We start from the raw sequence: 20,299 nt of genomic DNA, 5'->3' as shown, positions 1-20,299 counted from the left end.
GAGAACCGCTGCAAAAAATTTTATTATTTCTTCATGAGACCTGCTCCGGCGTTCCATGCTTTAGCAATTTTTTCACCAGTCGCGTAATAGTCCATATTATATTGATCAAACATGACAGCTTTTAATTTCGCTGGGTCAACTTTTCCGGCTGAGTTTAAAATATTCTCGTCTGCTATTACATTTACGATTTTGCCGACGACTCTAATTTCTCCAAACATTTCGCGGGCTTCCAGTAATTCGCACTCCATTGTTAAAGCAAGTTCGCTGATAACAGGGGCATCAACATTTTTGCTTTTTTCCGCGTGAAAACCTGTTCTTGCAAATTTATCGGGCATTTTGTTGCCTGTTGCGATTCCGAAAAAGTCAGCTTCTTTTATATGAGCCTCGTCTGCAAGTGCTACAGTAAAAGCCTTTCTCTCACGAATATTTGCCAGAGTCTTGCGATCCGGTGCGAGGTTCAATGCGATTTTGTCTTCTCCGCAAATTCCGCCCCACGCGACATTCATAACGTCAACTGTGTCATTTTCTCCGTAAGTTCCGACCATTAAAACGGGCATAGGAAACACTGCCGGTAAAACGCCTAAATCTTTCTTCATGGGAATTAATAAATCCTCCTGTAATATGATTGCATTGTAGATAAATATATTATTGCACACGAGTCAAGCTATAATAAAGAAATCCCGGCCAAGTGATTAATGCTTAACCGGGACTCTTTCTAAAGGAGGTGTGATGAGACGATAAAATTTTTATTTCGCTAGTTTCTTCATTGCCTCGACTCTTTCACGCTGAGCCTTTACTTGAGCTTCGAGACTCTCAAGCTGTTCTTCTTCTGATTTGAGCGACTGAGTTAATCTTTCTGATAAACTTTCAGAAATCTGCTTTAATGATTCAAACTCGGCTTTGATATTCTCTACATCAGTGAAGCCGCTTTTCTCGATTTTCGTGATTCTCTCGTCAAGTGCAGCAATGGCCGTATTAACTTCTTTCTTGAACTCGTCAAGTTTTGGAGTAAATTTATTCTGCATAACAGTCCACATAACATTAAGCAGGACTATTACACAAATTACGCCGATTAAAATTTGCTTTTTCTTGTCGGCCGGTTTCGGAGAGTTATTATTTTTTTGCGCGCTCATTATAAAAATTTCCTCCGTTCTTGAATATAAATATAAACAAAAGGAGCTCGTTAAAGCATGAGCCCCTATAACAAATCTTGCTACTTAACTTCGACTTCGGCTCCTGCATCAGCGAGTTTCTTGCGGATTTCCTCGGCCTCTTCTTTGGATACGCCCTCTTTAATGTTCTTCGGCGGGTTGTCAACGAGTTCCTTTGCTTCCTTGAGTCCCAGTGAAGTAATTTCGCGGACTACTTTAATTACTGCGATCTTGTTTGAGCCTGCTGCTTTGTAGACTACATCAAATTCTGTCTTCTCTTCTGCTGCGGGGGCTGCGGCTGCTGCACCGGGCATGGCTGCCATCATAACGGGAGCTGCTGATGCTGATACGCCGAATTTTTCCTCAAGAGCCTTCACGAGTTCTGAAAGCTCAAGCACTGACATTGTTTCAATAGCCTGAATGATTTCTTCTTTTGTCATAATAATAAATTCCTCCGATTAATATTAATATAATAATAAATTTTACGCTGCTTCGCCCTCTTGTTTCTTGTCGCGAATCTGGGCAAGGCATGTAACAAAATTTCTGATAGTACCCGACAACACGTTGACGAGTCCCGATAACGGCGCTGCGATAGTCCTGACAACTTGACCGCGCATAACTTCCTTTGAAGGCAGATCTGCGAGTGCTAATAATTGATTCAGGTCTAATAACTGGGTCTCTAACAGTCCGCCCTTGAGTATAAAAGCCTTCTGAGTCTTATCGCTTACGTACTCCTTAAGGACTTTTGCGACACTCACGGGATCATCATAGCATAACGCGAAAATATTCGGCCCCTTCATCATGCTTTCAGGAAGAGCGTTCAAACCTGCTTCTTTCATGGCGATTGCGAAGAGAGTATTTTTTGCGACTTTGAGTTCTCCGCCTGCTTCACGAACTTTTGCGCGAAGTGCCGTACTCTGTGCGACTGTCATTCCGCGATATTCACCTACAAAGACAGCTTTTGCCTTCTCTAGCTTTGTTCTTAAACTGTCAACGAGTTCATATTTTATTTTTGCCGGCATGTTACTTATTTCACCTCCTTAATAAAATCAAAAACTTCCCCTATTTTACACTATAAACAGGAGAAGTAATTATTATCGCGCTAAATTTTTCTCCTGAGCAGGATTTATTAATTTATTAAGTCATAAAGACTCCTGCTGTCTTAGGAATAAATAAATATATATTTCAGTCAGAATGAAAAATTTTATATTACAGTGCTAATTCTTTCTGTGCTGCTGCAGTATCTACAGGAATCCCCGGGCCCATTGTCGGAGCTATTGCAATGCTCTTCACATAAGTTCCCTTAACTGATGCGGGGCGGGCTCTATAAATTGCCTGTAGAAGGGCTTTCACGTTGTCAAATAAATCATCAGTCGTGAAATCTTTTCGGCCTGCTGCATTGTGAGTGATTCCGGTCTTGTCTGCCCTGAATTCGACTCGGCCTGCTTTGATTTCTTTAACTGCGTCGGCAAGCTCAAATGTTACTGTACCAGTTTTTGCGCTGGGCATTAAACCTCTTGGGCCTAAGACTTTACCGAGACGACCGACTGATTTCATCATATCAGGTGTAGCAATTACTGCGTCAAAGTCCATAAATCCGCCTTGAATCTGCTGTACAAGTTCTTCACCGCCGACTATATCAGCCCCTGCGTCTTGAGCTTCCTTCATTTTTTCGCCCTGAGTGATGACTAAAACTTTTTTAGTTACTCCAGTCCCATGAGGAAGTGATACAGTGCTGCGGACCTGCTGATCTGCGTGCTTAGGGTCAATCCCTAAACGTACATGGACTTCTATGCTTTCATTAAATTTTGCCGTTGCTACAGATTTGAATAACTCTACTGCTTCACGAAGACCGTATAATTTTCCTGTTTCGATTTTAGCGGCGGCTTCTCTGTATCTCTTGCTGCGTTTCATAATTTCATAACCTCCTAGTGGTAATTAACGAGTGAAATACTCTTCCACTTTTCAATTAATCAACAACTTCAAGTCCCATAGATCTCGCTGTGCCCTCGATCATTCGCATTGCTGCCTCTGTGTCGTTGGCGTTGAGATCTTTGCGCTTGAGTTCTGCTATTTCTCTAACTTTTGCGCGGGCGATTTTGCCGACCTTTGTCTTATTCGGAACTCCTGAACCTGACTCGATTCCTGCGGCTTTCTTTAATAATACTGCAGCGGGAGGAGTCTTTAACTCAAATGAAAAACTTCTGTCAGCATAAACAGTGATTACAGCAGGAATTACTAATCCCGCCTGATCTTGAGTCTTTGCGTTGAATTGTTTGCAGAACTCCATTATATTTACTCCGTGCTGACCAAGTGCAGGCCCTACAGGAGGCGCAGGAGTCGCTTTGCCGGCGGGTAATTGCAATTTTACCTGCCCCACAACTTTTTTAGCCATGATAAAAATTTTCCTTTCTGCTTATAATACTATATTTTCTCTAATGCTTTGTAGTCCGTCTCAAGAACTGCACCGCCGAGAACTTCACTCTTAAATTTCACTTTGCCCTTTTTCGCGTTTATCTCAACGACCGGGCCTGTGAATCCTTTCATTTCACCCTCTGCAATAACTCTTACCATATCGCCCGGCTTTATGTCAATTTCTATTTTCTTGTCTGAATCTTTCTTCATTCCGGACATGATTCTCTCTACTTCTTCAGGCGATAAAGGCATAGGGTGAGTCCCTGCTCCGATAAATCCGGTAACGCCCGGAGTGTGTCTCACTGCATACCAAGACTGTTCGTCTAAAATCATTTCAACAAGAACATAACTCGGATATAATTTTCTAGTAACTTCGCGGCTCTTACCGTCTTTAATAACTATTCGCGTTTCTGTCGGGACAAGTACATTAAAAATTTTGTCCTGCATGTTCATTGCTGTAATGCGCTGGCGAATATCAGCCTCGACCCTTTTCTCATAACTCGCGTACGTCTGCACAACGTACCATCGGCGATCTCCCGGCATCTCTCAATTAACCCAGCAGCGTACGGAATAACCACGCAAGAAGAAAATCTATCAGTCCCAAATATAGCGACACACAAAGCGTGAAGACTATCACGACGAGCGTCCAATACCATATTTGCCTGCGTGTGGGCCAGGTTACTTTCTTTAGCTCTGCTTTTGCTTCACGGATAAAATTTTTCAATGAAGCCAGCTTTGATGGTTTCTCTGTAGTTGCTTTTGCCATTGTTCTAATATATACCTCATAAAAAAATGGCAGGCCCGGCAGGACTCGAACCTGCAGCCCCCGGTTTTGGAGACCAGTGCTCTGCCAATTGAGCCACGGACCTGCGTAAAAATTTTATTTCTTGGATTAACCTTGCAAATTCTACAACAGGTTTAAATCTTTCGCAACAGTCTTAAAAAATTTATTTAGACTCTTTGTGAATTACTGACGCATTGCACCACTTGCAATATTTCTTGAGTTCGAGCTTCTTTGACTGCTTTTTCTTGTTCACAGTCGTTGTATAATTTCTTCTCTTGCATTGTGTACAAGTAAGTCCGACTATATCCGCCATGATAAAAATTTTCCTTCTTTCTGTAAATTATTATAAATCAGGATTTAACGCGAATATTTTAACACAGTATTAAATTTTTGTTAGAGTGAGAAATTTTGCGGCATTAATAAACTGGCTGCGTTGCTAAAAACGTGAATCACAAGATTTATATATGTGTGAGGCATAAAGAAAAATTCTTGTGAGAAATTTTGCGGCACTAATAAACGGGCTGCGTTGCTGAAAACATGAATCACAAATAAGACGAGTGCGGGGGGAGAATTTTGCGGCCGGGATTCACTCATTCAATGATAATTACACGCTAAATTTTTCAGGAAAAATATTATAATGAATCCATGAAAATTTTTGCATGACTTCACGAGAAAATAAGGCGATTTTACTAATACATTTACTAATACAAAAAGTTGAGCTAATCAATTTATTTGTAACACTTTATAGAGATAAAATTTTTGCTATGTATTTATTTTTTTGCGAGAAGATTCACGGATAAATATATAAATTTTTACACGAAATTTTTTGCTGATTCACACGGGGAAAAGACTCGCTCATTCACTAAAAAAATTTTGCTTGATTATCTTTAACGCTATAAAATATGTGAAATTTTTATCTATTATATTTATATCGGAGGAGTAATATTTACATTGAAATTTGAATCAAAAAAAGTTTTAGATTACTTCACTATAGAAGGTACACCGGGCGGGAATCAAGACTGGCTCCCTGAATGGGATATGAACATGGGCGGCTGTGCTGCTGTTACTGCGTGCGACGTGTGCATTTATTTAAGCCGTCAAGGAAAATATAAAAATTTATACGATCACGACTCAAAAAATTTATCTCGCTGGGATTTCGTGAATTTCGCAAAAGTTATGAAGCCTTATTTGACTCCGCGTTATCACGGAATAGATTTTCTTGAGACTTATATTTGCGGGCTGTATGATTACTTTCACGACGTAAATAATAACTCGCTGACTCTTGAGGGACTTTCAGGCGGAGTCGATTACGAAAATTTTTCGCGCGCTGTAATTAATCAGATAAATAATAATTTTCTCGTCCCGTTTTTATTGCTGAATCATCATGATTTAGAACTTGAAGATTTTATCTGGCACTGGTTCAACTTGGCCGGCTATGAAATTATTGATAATGATATAAGAGTCTTAACTGTAACTTACGGCGAATATAAATGGCTCAGTCTGAAAAATTTGCACGATTCTAAGAGTGAACGCAAAGGCGGCATAATAAGAATCTTCCCGCGTGTGTGATAATATTATTGCGTCATAATACATAAAGGGGTAATTGTCAAATGAACGAACGAAATAATAATAATAGACGAATCAAAATAGATCCCGACGAAATTTTATTTGGGCCGGCTCCTGCTCAACGTGCAAAGAGACAGCAAGCAGAATTTGAACGCAAAATCGCCCCTAGAAAACGCCCGCTTCCTGAACAGCCCAGCCCCGCCGAGAAAAAGAAAAAGAAAAAAAGTTTCTCAATCGTTAAAATATTTCTCATGTCGATTCTGTTAATATTCTTGTTAGCAGCTGGTGCAGTAAGTGCCGGAGTCGCTTGGTACGTCGTAAAACTCTCTGAAGACTTGCCCAGCATGGTAGAACTTGCTAATCCTAAAAGCAGCCTCCCGTCAATCTTATATGATAGAAACGGTGAAGTAATTGCGCGATTATTTATCGAGAATAGAACGCCGGTTGAACTGCACGAAATTTCTACGTGGCTTGTGCAAAGTGTTTTAGCAGCTGAAGACTCGGCATTCTATCAGCACGGAGGAATCAGAATCGGCTCAATCATGCGCGCCCTATGGACTGACATAATCGAAAAGGGCAAAGTTCAGGGAGCAAGCACTATAACCCAGCAATTAGCGAGAAATTTATTTTTGACTCACGAGAAAAGCATAACCCGTAAAGCAAAGGAAATTATTATAGCAATGAGGCTCGAAAAATTATTCTCAAAAGATAAAATCTTAGAGCTTTACTTGAATACTATAAATTTCGGTCACGGAGCATGGGGAGTAGAGACAGCCGCACGCACTTATTTTGACAAGTCAGCAAAGGATTTAGATTTAGCGCAGTCTTCAATCTTGGCCGGACTCATAGCAAACCCCGGACGCTATAACCCCCTAAGCAATATAAATAACGCAAAATCGCGGCAAAATTATGTATTGAGCCGACTTGAGACTCTGGGCTGGATAACTCACGAACAGAGAGAGGCAGCTTATAACGAAAAATTAGAGTTCAGACGCAGAGTCAATAAAATTGAAGAGTTTAACCGAGCTCCCTATTTTGTGTCGCATTTGTTATTTAATGACTTATTGCCTAAATACGGCCGTGATGAAGTTTACAGCGGGGGGATGCAGATTTATACTACTTTGGATGTAAGACTTCAGGACAAAGCGCGCGAGTCAATACAGGGACTCAAGGAAAATATTATGGGCGCATTAGTCTGCATTGAGTCAGAAACGGGAGAAGTTCTCGCACTCGTCGGAGGTAAGGACTTCAAAGAAAGCAAATTCAACCGCGCAACTCAAGCAATGAGACAGCCGGGATCAAGTTTCAAGCCTATAGTTTACGCTGCGGCAATGCAGGAAGATATTTATGCGAGTGATCATTTTCTCGACGCTCCTATAACATTCGGCAAGCGTGCAGGCAGTAAAGGGTGGTCGCCTCACAATTCGGGCGGGGGATATTCGGGAGAAGTTACTGTACAGAATGCTTTGACGAAATCACTAAATACTGTAGCTGTAAGAGTCGCTGCTTATATAGGCACTGATGCAATTGTGCAAATGGCCCGGGCTATGGGAATCGAGACAAAATATTTGCCTAGTGATTTATCGGTCGCGCTGGGATCTGCGAGTTTGACTCCTTTGGAAATGGCCGTAGCGTTCAATTGCTTTAATAACGGCGGTAAAAGAATAGTTCCGTTAATGATTCGCGAAATCAAAGACAGGGACGGGAATATTTTAGAACAGAGACAAACGGCAGCGACTCAAGCAATGAGGCCGGAGACTGCTTACTCAATACGCTCAATGTTACAAGATACAGTCAGAGCAGGAACAGGAAGACCCGCAGCACTTCCTAAAGTAAATATTTTCGGCAAAACAGGAACATCAAATGATTTCATAGACGCGTGGTTTGTAGGAGGCGCACCGGGTTTAACTACGGCGGTTTATGTCGGACGCGATGATCACAAAACAATGGGACGGCGTGCATTTGGCGGAACTATGGCAGCTCCAATCTGGAAAAAATTTATGACATATGCCGTGCAGGAATTAGCGACTCCGGCGAATTTTGCCCAGCCTCCTGAATGGGTAGAAGTATCAAAAATTTCTATCTGCAGGAGTTCGGGATATTTGGCGCGTTCAGGTTGTCCGGCAGTGCCTTTATATGTGCCGAGGGGGAAGGCTCCGAGTGCTTCATGTCCTTTGCATGGAGGGAGTTATACAGCAGCAGATGAAGATCCGACCGGGCCGAGATTGTTTCTTGTTGAACAGGATGAGTCTTATTTGGCGAGAAGGCAGTATCAAGAGAGCGAGAGTCCTTCAGGTCCTAGAGAACAACAGGCACAGCATCACCCAGCCCAGCAAATCAGCGCACCAGTTCCGCAGGCAGCAATTCCGCAAAGTACTCCGCAGCCTCCTAAACGTCAAGAGCCTAGAGTTGATGAAGTTGAGAAGCGTTACAGGCAGTTATTGCGTGAATATGGCCTAGAGTAAAGAAATTTATTCGTCCCTCTGATAAAATGTTCAGGGGGAATTTTTTTTTTGCTGATATTTATATTTAAGAAAGGAACGTGATTTAATGAAACTTGTATTCTTAACAAATATGTTGAGTCATTATCAATTATCATTAGCGCGGGAGTTTATAAAATTTTTCGGCGATGACTATAGAGTGATTGTTACAAAACCTTTCGGCAAGGGATTTCTTGCGATGGGTATAGACGACTTGAATCAAATGCCGTTCGTTATTCGAGCCTACGAGAGTCAAGAAAATATGCAGCTTGCAAAAAAATTAATTCTTGAATCTGACTATGTAATCGGAATAGCATATTTATCATGGGACATAATCGAGCAGAGAATTAGATCCGGCAAAATATTATTTGAATACGCAGAAAGACTCTTTAAAAGCAAAAGCAGCGGAATGGGACCGAATGCACTTGGGAAAATGGCAAGTATATTTGCGTCGCGTTTTTCTCCGTTAAAGAGACATGTCATGCGCCGTAAATATAAAGGTTCTCACGCACGCCCTGAAAACGGACAAATTTATTTACTTTGTGCGAGTGCATTTGCTTCAATGGATTTTTACAAGCTCGGTTATTACGCAAATAAAGCATACAAATGGGGCTATTTTCCTGAGACAAGATATTATAATGACGTTGACGAATTAATTTCACGTAAAGAATCAAACTCTATTTTATGGGCTGGGAGAGCTATTAACTGGAAGCACCCGGATTTAGCAATTGAACTAGCAAAAAATTTAAAGTCTCGTCAAATTCCTTTCAAGCTGAGAGTTATAGGCTCTGGCGAAATGAGCGAAACTCTTTCAAATCTCGTAAACTCGTATAATCTCAATGACTGTGTAGAGCTTCTCCCTGCAATGCACACTGACAAAATACGCGAATATATGGAACGTTCGCAAATATATTTATTCACGTCTGACTCCGGTGAAGGCTGGGGCTGTGTGCTAAATGAGTCAATGAATTCTGCGTGTGCTGTTGTTGCCGGCGAAAAAATCGGCGCAGTTCCCTATTTAATGCGAGACGGCAAAAATGGCTTAATTTTCCGCGATAAAGATATTGACGACTTAACGGACAAAGTAATAACTCTCTTGTCGAATCCCGCAAAAATTTCAGAACTAGGCAGGGCAGCATATAAGACTATTTCAGAAGAATGGAGTCCGAAAGTTGCCGCAGAAAGATTCATAAAGTTAGCAGACGCATTACAGCGCGAAAAAAAGCCCGTTGATTTATTTGACGACGGCCCATGCAGTAAGGCTCAATTAATGCGTGATGATTGGCGGAAATAAATTTTTATTTGCCGGATAAATTTTCTTGTAACGCGTAAAAATTTCGTCGTAAATATTAATTTTTTCGGGGTCTGGGAATGTTATAGAATCGTCAAATTTTATAATATTTTCGCAGGCCTCATTAATTGTCTTGAATGTCCCCGTGCCTGTTGCTGCTAAAATTGCCGCGCCTATACAGCCCTGTTCATGAATTTTATTTGTGATTACTTCACAATTTAGGACGTTAGCAATTATTTCACGAAATGCCGCACTCTTTGCTCCGCCTCCTGACGAGATCACACGCGAAAAATTTAATCCCATTTCCGCAAAAATTTCGAGAGTCTGCCTTTGTGCAAAAATTATACCTTCCATTACAGCGCGTATAAATTCCTTTTGTCCGTGATTCATGTTCAGCCCGAAAAAAATACCCCGCGCATTAGGGTCATTATATGGAGTTCTTTCACCGTTTAGATATGGCAGAAATAATAAATATTTTGCGCCCGGTTCTGATTCTAGTGCTAAATTAGTCATTGTTTCATAGTCGGGAATGCTTAAAATATTTCTCAGCCACTTTAAAGCTGCTCCGCCGGTTAAGTTCGCACCCATTAAGAGCCATTTATTTGGTACTGCATGACAAAAAGTGTTCGTGCGAAAATTTTTATCGTGTAAAGGCCTGTTCACTGCGCATAATAATTGACTCGCCGTGCCTATGTTTGATATAAGCGAACTATTTATTAACCCGTTGCCTATTGCCTGAACGAGTGTATCACCTCCGCCGTAAATTATCGCGATTTTTTCAGGGAGTCCGGTCAAATCCGCGCATTCTTTATTTAATTCTCCGGCTATATCCCATGAATTTTTGCAGGGCACGAAAATTTTTGAGTCGAGATTCAATTTTTTTATGATGTCAAATGCCCATTCACGTTTTGCAGTGTCAAATAAACCCGTCCCTGAAGCGTCAGAAATTTCCGTACCGAGTTCGCCGCAGATCTTGAATCTTATATAATCCTTAGGGAGCATTATATAATTAATTTTCTCGTAATTTTCCGGTTCGTTGTCTCGAAGCCATATTAAAGACGCAGCAAGAAATCCCGTGCTCAGTGAGTTAAATATAATTTCGCGGTAATCAGGAATGACTCTCTCAATAAAATTTATGGACTCTTTTGAACGTTGATCTGCCCAGATAATAGCATTTCTTACGGGGATTAAATTTTTGTCAAGAGCTATTAATCCGTGCATTTGTCCGGAAAAACTCAGGCCGGTTATATTATGCTTGATTGAGTTAAATTTATTAGCAAGTTCAGAAAGAGTCTCGCTTGTCTTCTGCCATAATAAATTAATGTCCTGTTCTGCCCATGAAGATTTTTGCTTGATTATGTCATATTCGCGTGAAGAAATGCCCAGTACTTGGCCGGTTTCGTTCATTAATAGAGATTTAACGCTCGATGTTCCTAAATCAACGCCTATGAAGTAACGCATTTATTATATCTCCGTTGAAATATTAAAATTTAGGCTCTTAATGCCCCGAATATGTTTAAGCGAGTCAATAAATTTTTGTATCTCACTTGCGAGTCCCTTTGTGATTATGCACTCAAGGCAGGAATCGTGATTCAAATGCACATGAGTCGCGCAAATTATGACAGATCCGTTATCGTGTTGAGCAGCCGTTAATTTTCCGGTCAATTCGTTAATATGATGATCGTAAATTATAGTAATCACTGCGCAAATTTCTTTGTTATTTGCCTTCCAGCGTTCGGACGATATATAAGCCCGCATTAAATTTCTGACTGATTCAGAACGATTCGGCATATTTTCAGCGTAATAATTTGACTCGAACTCGTTTAATAAATTTTCCGGCACGGTAATGCTGAATCGAATTAATTTATCACTGGACATTTTTTTTGCGTTTAGTCTTGGGCTTGTCTTCTATGATAATTTCTTCGTCGTCGTCTGAGTCCTCATCGTCATTCACTGTGATAATTTCTTCTTTATACTGCACGTCAATAATATCGGGGTCGATTTTGCCGCTCGCTTTGATTTCATGACCCGTTAAATGCTTGTATAAATACTTGCCACCGTAGCCGAATATAGTGCTTAATAATCCCCAGCCTAATAAACTAAACAAGAATGACGGCAATATGAATAATACAAAATGTATAATAGCGAACACGAACCCGCCCAGACATAAGAACATCGGCGAAAAAGTTAATAATAATATACCCCGTTCCTTAGTGTCTGACCCCTGCCAGAGCTTTATAACGTCGCTAAGTCCGCTCAAATATAGAGAAGGCTTAATGAATTTTGCGAGATAATCACGTATTTTCTTGAAATTTATCGAGAACAATTTTATATTTACTCCTTCACAAAAATATTTATTATTATAATATAGCGCGTGAAGTAATTTAATCATGATAAAAAATTTATATACGGGCGGGCTTGTTAAATCGCAAAATTTTCATGAAAGCAGCGGGGGAACTTGTTAAATATGGGCGGGCTTGTTAAGAAAATAATATTACGAGGCGGGCTTGATAAATCGCAAAATTTTTACATGAAAGCAGCGGACGGACTTGTTAATTACGGGCGGACTTGCTAAGAAAATAATATTACTGGGCGGGCTTAATAAACCGCAAATTTTTACATAATCGGCGGGCGGGTTTGCTAAGAGTCTTGATAACCTGCAAAATATTTAATATATAATTTCACACAGTAAGGAGGGCTAATAAATAGTATGAAAAAATTTTTTGTGCTGATTATAATTCTCGTGAGTCTATGCTCAATCACACAGGCTGATGAATATTATTATAACCGGTTCGAATTTAGTAATTATGACAAAATTTTGCGCGTGAGTTTCAAAGGAGCATTCAGGAGTCAGGACTCTATAGTGTTTTGCTTTATAGTTTACTCAAAAGAAGATATGATTTTCAGGGCCGATAACTCAGAAATTTTTGACGACAAGGGCAATAAATTTATTGATTCAAAATGGCTGATAGGGCGTGAAGAGACTCGAATGCGTGAGATAATAGCAGATGTTCCCATTAAGGCCGAGTGTTATATAAATATGCCTCGTTCGGAGTCTGAATTTATGCCGGTAATTGCACGAGTGAGCTTTAATTTTAACGGACAGTGGCACGAATTGAGAAATATTCAGGTTCAGAACTGGCGCGAATGGGAAGATATAAAACGTGCTGCGGGCATTAAATAAAATTTTTTGCTAGTATTAGCTGAAATATTTATAAACTGGGAGGAAAATTTATCACATGAAAAAATTTTTGACTGTAATTATTATATTATTATTATCTTGCGGGAGTTCATTTGCTTTATTCGAGTCTGACTCTGAGTCTGATTCTAGTTTGGAGTCTCTGCTTAGTGAACGTGAAAAAATTAATCAATTTGACGTGAAATTTGATGACGGCTTAAGAATTCAGTATCTAGGCTCATATATTTATAACGATGACGGAAATATTCACGTGTTTTTCATGGTAACGTCAAAGATAGATACAGTTATAGATACTTCTGCGGGAATGCTTTACGATGACAAGGGCGGCCGCTTTTATCTTGAAAGCACAAGAATGTCGGGCTATAGAGTTTCAAAACTTGATGTAATTGAGAATGTGCCGACGGTAATATTATTTGAATATCCTTCAGTCTATGAGAGAAAATTGCGCAATAAAAATATTCGGAATATAGCGAGCGTTATATTTACGATCAACGGCCACGAACTTATATACAGGGGGATTCCTATGGAAAACTGGGCGGCATGTCTTGAAAAATTTAGTCGTCTAGGCTTTATCAGTAAGCGCGAATGGTTCCAGCGGTAAGGATTTATTATAAAGCTCCCTGCACAACACAGAGAGCTTGAAAATTTTATTGCTTGATATACTTCAAAAACTCATCCGAGAATCTTAAGCTCCGGCCAAGTTCGTAGAGTGCATTGCGTAAGGGTTCGGGCTGAGTCTTAATAATCGGCCTTTGCTGCTTGAGTAATTCATAATAAAGATTTTGAGCGTCATATAAACTCAAATGCCAGTCAAATTTTTCGCTGAATAACTTTATAAGCCCGTTCAAATCTTCCAGAGTCTCAACGTCAAAACCTGTAGCACAGCTTTCAGACAGAATACTATTTATACAATCAGAGAATGCGAATCTAATTTGTTCCTCGTCGGGGTTAATTTGCCAGAATGCAGCGAGCTCAAAATCCCGTCTTATTCCGTCAACATCGGGGGCGTGGCTCTCAAGTTTTTTCACGATTTCGGCCGTCAAAGTAAATTCTGTAGCTGTCGTAATAATTGCCGGCGGTTTAGTTCCTAAGAGAGTCAAATATTCAAGCAATTGATCATAATCGTTCACTATTCCGTGTATGCTTTGTTCGAGCTTGTCAATATCCTGCTGTAATAGCTCGTTAATTACTCTGTGTCTTGCATTCGAGGGAATATTATTTAACGTAAATTGATCATAGCCGAATTTATCAAATAATAATTTTTCACGGTCAGGGCTGTCAAAAAGTGCCTTGAGTTCATGCGGGTTGACTTGAGAGTTTGAGTCAGCCTTACAGATTCCGCAAGATATTAGGCTCGTTTCTTTCTGAGGGTGATTTTTCTTTACCGCAAAAATATAATCGCCTTCAACTTCTGTAATATGTGATTTAACGTGAACAGTCCCCGCAGAAAATTCCGCCGTGCCTTCTCCGAGTCTTTCAGCATTTCCTGACATGTCCCAGCAGCCTTCTGAGAATTCAGAATTATAATCGCTCAATAAAGAATTAATCCCGAAATATGCGGCCATTTGCTTTAAATCTGCCCGGCCTTGTTTTGCCCGCAGCTCGTAAATTTTCGCGCCGTCCTGTAATTCCGGGATATTGCTGGGTGCTTGAGCTAAAATTTTCAAGTATTCAGGCTCTAAATCCACGTCAAATAATTTTTTAGCGAGTTCTATAGCACGTGCTGCATAACGCATAATTTGTACAGGCTCAAGTCTTGAGATCTCATCAAAGAACCACCCGCATGAAGTGAACATTAAGAGCGAATTTCTTTGCATTTCGAGCAGCGATAAAACTTTGACTCTTTCGTCATGAGTTAATTTATGATCTGTATTATCCTTTAAGAATGAGTCAATATTTTCCGGCCTCCTGTCAAGAATCACGTCAATATATCGATTTCTAGCGTTCCATGGGTCAATTAATAAATCGCTTGATTCGTATAATTTCGCAAGTTCGTCGCGTAAAAAGTTCATTGCGTCCCTGAGCGGCTTTCTCCATTCGTGCGAGCAGTTATTTTCTGTACCGCATGAGCAGTTACTCCGCCAGCGTTCGACTCCGTGTGCACAGCTCCATGAAGAGTTTTCTATAATTTTTACTTCAGATTCGGGCGGATAAAATGATAAGAATTCACCGTAAACTGTGAGTCTTGCTTCAGTTGAGTTATCTAGCGCGTTAAGACAATAAGCAAGTGCCATATCACCATGTTTGTGATGATGTCCATATGATTCGCCGTCCGTTGCTACATGGGACAAAACGGGGACTCCTGACTCCGTATGAGCATTAATTAATTCCCGTGCAAAGACTCCGCCGTCATCGAGCAGCCCGCCGAACGCAATTTTTTGAGATAATACGCCGTCATAAAAGAATATTGCTATACTCCGGCCTGAAGGCAAATTGCATTTATAAGCACATTTCGTGTCAATTTTTGCGCCGCTGACATCTCTCCAGCCTCCCCAGCCTATAGTCCTGACTGATTGAGCCTGCCAAGGTGATAGAACAGTGAATAATATTCCGTTTTCTGCTAAGACTTCTAATGTTTCAGTATCTACTGCACATTCAGCGAGCCACATTCCTTCGGGCATTCGTTTAAAGCGTTTTCTGAAGTCAGCAATACCCCATTTTACTTGAGTCTCTTTATCGCGTCTTGAAGCAAGAGGCATAATTATATGATTATAAACTTGTGCCATAGCCGGGCCGTGTCCTGAAAATCTTTTAGTGCCTTCTTTATCTGCGTCGAGAATACCTTGATAACATAGCGGGTCATTTTCTTCGAGCCATGTTAAGAGAGTCGGGCCGATATTAAAACTCATATGGGCGTAGTTATTGCAAATTCTGATAATATCACCTTGTTGATTTAAGATTCTTGATGCTGAGTTCCGGCTGTAACACTCGGCGGAGATTCGGGCGTTCCAGTCGTGCCACGGTGATGCGCTTTCTTGAATTTCTACGGTTTCGAGCCAGGGATTTTCTCTCGGCGGCTGATAAAAATGTCCGTGAATACATACATAGCGCGGCAAAATAACAACTCCTTTCACGTATTAAGATAAATAATATATTATATTGTTTTACATTATACCCGTTATTGCGAGATTGAGATTATTATTTTTTCGGGCTGGCAAAATAAATTATTTAATAGCAAAATTTTTTAGTGTAATAATAGCTCGTTAAAATATAGCAGCAACAAAAAACGACACCCCGTGAAAATCACAGAGTGCCGCGAAAAATTTTTATAATTTATGCCTTGTGTAACTTGTTATATAAAGTCTCGAAAATTTGCGGATTCTTTGCGAGTAATCTTATCGGAATAATCATAAACGCCAGCACAAAGCAATTCAGCCACGAATCAAGACTCAATGCGTGAACGCTCAAGAAATCCCCGCCGAACGTGATAAATACATATTGCATCAAGAAAATAAATAACATGACTATCACGCAATTTTTAGACGAGGCCATAGCAAGCCCGTTAAATGTAATCGACATCATGAATACTGCGAACACTGCCGAACGCAAATAAATTATATTATCGCTCATGAATAATTTTCTCACAGGCGGCAGGAACAACACGGCCAAGCAAATAAACGTGATATAAGCTGCTCCCGTTAAGATTTCGCTTAACATTGTAGGAGTGATAATATTTTCGTCTCTAGGTATGGGCTTCTCGTTCATGTATGAATCTCTAGGCGGTTCAGTCCCGAAAGCAATCGCCGCTAAAGTGTCCATTGCAAGATTAATTAATAATAATTGTATTACTGTCAAGACTACATTTTGCCCGAATAACGGCCCTAAGAAACAAATTAACACGGCTGATACATTCACAGTTAATTGAAATACAAGAAATTTGCGTATACTCTTGAACATTGTGCGCCCGTAAAGAATTGCTTTAGCGATTGATTTAAAATTGTCGTCCAAAATCGTAATATCTCCGGCCTCTTTCGCTACTTCAGTCCCTGATCCCATAGCAAAACCGACATCAGCTTTTTTCAGGGCTGGCGAGTCATTTACTCCGTCTCCGGTCATTCCGACAACTAAATTTAATTCTTGAGCGATTTTAACGAGACGACTCTTATCTGAAGGCAAAGCACGAGAGATTACGCGCAAATTTGGTAATAACGCCTTTAACTCTGAATCACTCTTCTCGGCCATTTCTGCGCTTGTCATTGCGATTTCTTCAGGTTTGGTGATTAGTCCGGCTTCACGTGCGATTGCTATAGCTGTTTCTTTGCGGTCTCCTGTTACCATGACGACTTGAATCCCCGCATTTCTGACTCGTTTTATAGCCTCGACTGCTTCTTTACGGACATTGTCGCGAATACTCAATACACAAATTAATTGCATTCCCTCGTCTGAATCTTTCGCAACTGCTAATAAACGCATGGCCCTGTCAGCTTGAGAATTAATATATTTATCGAGCTTTGTTTTACTGGGAATATTTACGCATTGGGGGATAATTTTTTCGGGTGCGCCTTTATAATAGACTTGGCCGTTAATAAGAGTAAGGCTCGACATTTTTTTATCGGAGTTAAACGCCTCGAACTCTTTAATATCCTGCTTGACCTTCATAATTTTATCTAGCATAGTACTATCTTTCATGAATAAGGCCATCAAAGCGCGGTCTGTACTATTTCCGCCGATTACTGAATTATCGCCCACGCTTGCACTGTTATTGACTCCTGCGCCGATTAGAATATCTTCAAGTTTTGACGCGGGGATTGCTGTAATTGACTCATAAACTTTAGCATCAGGGAGGGCAATTTCCGCAATACTTAATTTTCCTTCTGTAATAGTTCCTGTTTTGTCGCTGAATAAAATATTAAGGCTCCCGGCAGTCTCAAGCCCGTTCAATTTTCGCACTAAAACATTATCGCCGGCCATCTGCATAGACTGGAACGACATTAACATTGAAGTCAACATAGGCAGGCCTTCAGGAACGGCACAAACTACAATAGTAACTGCGACTGTTATAGCGTCAACGATTAATCTCATCCATCCGTAGAAATCCCCCGGTGCGCTCCCAGTCATGAGAGTTCTTGCTAGAATTCCCAGAATAATAGCAGCTGCTCCGGTATATCCGAATGTTGAAATCTGCTGGGCTAATTTTCCGAGTTTAACCTGTAAAGGAGTCTTGCGTGTTTCTTCCTGAACTTCAAGAGCAAGCTCACCGAATAAAGTTTTATCGCCTACGACTAAAATTTTTAAATAACCTTCGCCCGAACATACAACAGTGCCGCGATATGCATAGAATTTATTTAGCAAATCTTTAACGTCATAGCCCTGATTGTTTGAGTCCGGTATTTTCTCGGCCTCTTCTGTCTCACCGTTCAAAGCAGACTGATCTACTTTTATAGCACCGTTGATTATTACTCCGTCCGCCGGAATTTTGTCGCCAGCCTGCAGGAAAATTAAATCACCTGTTACAACTTCACTTACATGGATCTCGTGAATGCTGCCATTGCGAATAACTTTTGTCATTTCTCCGGCTTCCTGTTCAGCTTTGAGGGCAGATGCTTTATTTTCCTGCTGATATTCAGTATAAGACGAGACCCCGGACGCGATTAATACAGCGATTAAGATTCCCACCGGCTCAAACCATTCAGCACGTCCCATGAAAAATAAAACTAGCTGAATAACGAGTGCGCACAATAAAATAATAATCATTGGATCAGTTAGAGAGCCTAGAAATTTTTGATATAAAGACTCTCGCGGGAGTTCCGTTAAAGCATTAGAACCGTATTTTTTGCGGCTTGCTTGTACTTCTGAGTCGCTTAGGCCATTAAGGTCGATCATGTAAATAATTCCTCCTGTTTATAATATTCAAGATAAAGAATTACAGTGATTATAACTGTATAGCGCGAAAAAATAAAATTTATTACTCCTTCAACGAGTCAATAATTTTTCTAGCTAAGATCGGGCCGATTCCCGGGACTTTTTCGAGTTCGCCGGGCTGTAACTGTGAAATTTTCTCAGCACTGCCAAATTTTACAAGTAACTCGCTTGCTTTCTTGCGTCCGATTCCGGGTATATTATCGAGTCTTGAATGCCTGAATCTTTTATCACGCTTATTCTTATGAGTAGTAATTACAAATCTGTGAACTTCATCGCGCAGTCTTTGAAATAATTGCAGTGCAGGGTCATCTCGTGAAAGCCTCAAAGGTTCGGGATTACCGGGCAAAAAAATTAACTCTTCACGTTTTGCAAGAGCTATTAACGGCAAATTTAGGCCAAGTTCATTTATTGCATTCATAGCAAATTTTAACTGTTCGGGCCCTCCATCGATTAAAGCTAATTGCGGGGCTGGCTCGGAATTCTCGATTACATGTTTATAGCGTCTCTTTACTGTCTCATAAATTGAAGCGAAATCATTTATTTCACCGTCCTGAAGAGATTTTATCTTGAATCGTCTGTATAAATTCGGGCTTGGCCTTCCCTGTTCGAAAACTATACAGCAGCCGTAAGTGTCATGTCCTGAAGTGTGAGAAATGTCAAAAGCGTCAATCCTCCACGGCAAAATTTTAAGATTCAATAATTCCTGAATTCGATTTAATACCTGCCATGTTTCATTGTCTAAATCTTCCTGAAGAGCTGACGAAATTTTTTGACGTGATAATTTCCATATTGCCCGAATTGTATCACGGTAGCGCGCGGCCTTCTCGAACTCTAAATTTTTCGCGGACTCGTTCATTCTTGAGTGTAATCTCTCGACGAGTTCGGCCTGTTTACCCTCGAATAATAAAATTATGTCGCTGACTCTTTCGCGATATTCCGAACGTGAACACAGCCCGGCACATGCACCCATTGAACGGCCGAGGCTATATTCAACGCAGGGACGTTTATTTGAGTCTTGGTTAATTCGTGATTTGCAGACTCTAAGCGGGAAGTATCTTTCAGTCAAGCGCATTAGATTTCTTATGCTGCCTGCGTCAACAAACGGGCCGATATATAAAGCTCCGTCATTGCTTTTGTGTCTAGTGATTTCGAGCCGCGGGAAGTCTTCATCAGTGATTTTCACATAGGGGTATCTATCACTCATCTTTAAGTCAATATTAAAAAATGGCTGATATTTGCGTATTAATTTAGCTTCAACAATTAGGGCTTCTGCTTCAGTCTCAGTGCGGATTATAGAAATATCATCAATTAACGAGACTAATTTATTTAATCTTGCAATAGCGTGGGAGTGCCTGAAGTAAGACGAGACTCTGCGCTTGAGTTTTTTTGCTTTACCGACATAAATAATTTTGCCCTCCGAGTCCCTCATCAAGTAAACTCCAGGGCGTTCTGGTAAGGTCTTGAGAATTGCGGCAATTTTTCCTTTCACGATGTATATATTGACTCCTTTGTTGTGTTTTTCCGCCGTCGCCAGTCTTTTCGGGCGGGTGG

The 20,299-nt window shown here is 40.5% G+C and carries 21 protein-coding genes, 1 tRNA gene and 1 other annotated feature; of the genes, 5 read left to right on the top strand and 17 right to left on the bottom strand.

The features are described 5' to 3' along the window. Positions 1-23: 23 nt before the first annotated feature. The 11 genes from IJS99_10200 to IJS99_10150 all read right to left on the bottom strand — a co-directional run bounded on the left by IJS99_10200 (position 24) and on the right by IJS99_10150 (position 4,944). On the bottom strand, positions 24-596 hold the full coding sequence (locus IJS99_10200) for a flavin reductase family protein (GenBank protein ID MBQ7562178.1): 573 nt from the start codon (positions 594-596) through the stop codon (positions 24-26). Between the two features lie 150 nt (positions 597-746). Then, entirely contained in the window at positions 747-1,133 is a 387-nt protein-coding gene (locus IJS99_10195; GenBank protein ID MBQ7562177.1) for a hypothetical protein, read from the bottom strand. Positions 1,134-1,213: 80 nt separating this feature from the next. Beyond that, a complete protein-coding gene (gene rplL, locus IJS99_10190) occupies positions 1,214-1,591 on the bottom strand; it encodes a 50S ribosomal protein L7/L12 (GenBank protein ID MBQ7562176.1) in 378 nt (125 codons plus the stop codon). A 42-nt stretch (positions 1,592-1,633) separates the two neighbouring features. Further along, positions 1,634-2,173 (bottom strand): 50S ribosomal protein L10, encoded by a 540-nt coding sequence (locus IJS99_10185; protein ID MBQ7562175.1) that lies wholly within the window; start codon positions 2,171-2,173, stop codon positions 1,634-1,636. Between the two features lie 19 nt (positions 2,174-2,192). Next, positions 2,193-2,336, bottom strand: a sequence feature (ribosomal protein L10 leader region). A gap of 24 nt (positions 2,337-2,360) precedes the next feature. Further along, positions 2,361-3,068: a 50S ribosomal protein L1 gene (locus tag IJS99_10180; GenBank protein ID MBQ7562174.1), complete on the bottom strand. Its 708-nt coding sequence runs from the start codon at positions 3,066-3,068 to the stop codon at positions 2,361-2,363. Positions 3,069-3,120: 52 nt separating this feature from the next. Then, positions 3,121-3,546 carry a 50S ribosomal protein L11 gene (rplK, locus tag IJS99_10175; protein ID MBQ7562173.1) on the bottom strand — a complete coding sequence of 142 codons (426 nt, stop codon included), beginning with the start codon at positions 3,544-3,546 and terminating at the stop codon, positions 3,121-3,123. A 29-nt stretch (positions 3,547-3,575) separates the two neighbouring features. Further along, the gene (gene nusG / locus IJS99_10170) at positions 3,576-4,109 is read right to left on the bottom strand and encodes a transcription termination/antitermination factor NusG (protein ID MBQ7562172.1); all 534 of its coding nucleotides are present in this window, start codon (positions 4,107-4,109) and stop codon (positions 3,576-3,578) included. A 7-nt stretch (positions 4,110-4,116) separates the two neighbouring features. Next, positions 4,117-4,332: a preprotein translocase subunit SecE gene (secE, locus tag IJS99_10165; GenBank protein ID MBQ7562171.1), complete on the bottom strand. Its 216-nt coding sequence runs from the start codon at positions 4,330-4,332 to the stop codon at positions 4,117-4,119. Between the two features lie 27 nt (positions 4,333-4,359). Beyond that, positions 4,360-4,435: transfer RNA gene (locus tag IJS99_10160), tRNA-Trp, on the bottom strand. 78 nt (positions 4,436-4,513) lie between these two features. Beyond that, positions 4,514-4,663, bottom strand: a complete 150-nt coding sequence (rpmG, locus tag IJS99_10155) for a 50S ribosomal protein L33 (GenBank protein ID MBQ7562170.1) — start codon at positions 4,661-4,663, stop codon at positions 4,514-4,516. 80 nt (positions 4,664-4,743) lie between these two features. Continuing rightward, positions 4,744-4,944, bottom strand: a complete 201-nt coding sequence (locus tag IJS99_10150) for a hypothetical protein (GenBank protein MBQ7562169.1) — start codon at positions 4,942-4,944, stop codon at positions 4,744-4,746. Between the two features lie 357 nt (positions 4,945-5,301). On the opposite strand from IJS99_10150, the gene IJS99_10145 reads away from it, so the two are divergent. The 3 genes from IJS99_10145 to IJS99_10135 all read left to right on the top strand — a co-directional run bounded on the left by IJS99_10145 (position 5,302) and on the right by IJS99_10135 (position 9,690). Continuing rightward, positions 5,302-5,919, top strand: coding sequence for a hypothetical protein (locus tag IJS99_10145; protein MBQ7562168.1), 618 nt, complete (start codon positions 5,302-5,304; stop codon positions 5,917-5,919). A gap of 41 nt (positions 5,920-5,960) precedes the next feature. Then, the gene (locus IJS99_10140) at positions 5,961-8,381 is read left to right on the top strand and encodes a PBP1A family penicillin-binding protein (GenBank protein ID MBQ7562167.1); all 2,421 of its coding nucleotides are present in this window, start codon (positions 5,961-5,963) and stop codon (positions 8,379-8,381) included. 85 nt (positions 8,382-8,466) lie between these two features. After that, positions 8,467-9,690 carry a glycosyltransferase gene (locus IJS99_10135; GenBank protein ID MBQ7562166.1) on the top strand — a complete coding sequence of 408 codons (1,224 nt, stop codon included), beginning with the start codon at positions 8,467-8,469 and terminating at the stop codon, positions 9,688-9,690. Here the strand turns inward: IJS99_10135 and xylB are convergent. The 3 genes from xylB to IJS99_10120 are packed head-to-tail and all read right to left on the bottom strand — an operon-like array spanning position 9,664 to position 12,013. Then, positions 9,664-11,148 (bottom strand): xylulokinase, encoded by a 1,485-nt coding sequence (xylB, locus tag IJS99_10130; protein MBQ7562165.1) that lies wholly within the window; start codon positions 11,146-11,148, stop codon positions 9,664-9,666. The two genes, IJS99_10135 and xylB, sit on opposite strands and share 27 nt — an antisense overlap. Positions 11,149-11,151: 3 nt before the next feature. Continuing rightward, positions 11,152-11,565 carry a nickel-responsive transcriptional regulator NikR gene (gene nikR / locus IJS99_10125; GenBank protein MBQ7562164.1) on the bottom strand — a complete coding sequence of 138 codons (414 nt, stop codon included), beginning with the start codon at positions 11,563-11,565 and terminating at the stop codon, positions 11,152-11,154. Further along, positions 11,555-12,013 (bottom strand): hypothetical protein, encoded by a 459-nt coding sequence (locus IJS99_10120; protein MBQ7562163.1) that lies wholly within the window; start codon positions 12,011-12,013, stop codon positions 11,555-11,557. Before IJS99_10120 ends, nikR begins: the two co-directional genes overlap by 11 nt. 384 nt (positions 12,014-12,397) lie before the next feature. On the opposite strand from IJS99_10120, the gene IJS99_10115 reads away from it, so the two are divergent. Continuing rightward, a complete protein-coding gene (locus IJS99_10115; GenBank protein ID MBQ7562162.1) occupies positions 12,398-12,871 on the top strand; it encodes a hypothetical protein in 474 nt (157 codons plus the stop codon). Positions 12,872-12,926: 55 nt separating this feature from the next. After that, a complete protein-coding gene (locus IJS99_10110) occupies positions 12,927-13,487 on the top strand; it encodes a hypothetical protein (protein ID MBQ7562161.1) in 561 nt (186 codons plus the stop codon). Positions 13,488-13,533: 46 nt separating this feature from the next. Here the strand turns inward: IJS99_10110 and IJS99_10105 are convergent, their stop codons facing one another. The 3 genes from IJS99_10105 to IJS99_10095 all read right to left on the bottom strand — a co-directional run bounded on the left by IJS99_10105 (position 13,534) and on the right by IJS99_10095 (position 20,177). Next, entirely contained in the window at positions 13,534-15,942 is a 2,409-nt protein-coding gene (locus tag IJS99_10105; protein ID MBQ7562160.1) for a DUF3536 domain-containing protein, read from the bottom strand. Between the two features lie 217 nt (positions 15,943-16,159). Next, the gene (locus IJS99_10100; protein ID MBQ7562159.1) at positions 16,160-18,709 is read right to left on the bottom strand and encodes a calcium-translocating P-type ATPase, PMCA-type; all 2,550 of its coding nucleotides are present in this window, start codon (positions 18,707-18,709) and stop codon (positions 16,160-16,162) included. A gap of 82 nt (positions 18,710-18,791) precedes the next feature. Beyond that, positions 18,792-20,177, bottom strand: a complete 1,386-nt coding sequence (locus tag IJS99_10095; GenBank protein MBQ7562158.1) for an excinuclease ABC subunit UvrC — start codon at positions 20,175-20,177, stop codon at positions 18,792-18,794. Between the last annotated feature and the right edge of the window lie 122 nt (positions 20,178-20,299).

This window comes from Synergistaceae bacterium, assembly GCA_017444345.1.
In the GTDB taxonomy this organism is placed as follows: domain Bacteria; phylum Synergistota; class Synergistia; order Synergistales; family Aminobacteriaceae; genus JAFUXM01.
Note: the sequence above shows the minus strand (reverse complement) of the source record. Positions and strands in the feature narration are given on the sequence as shown.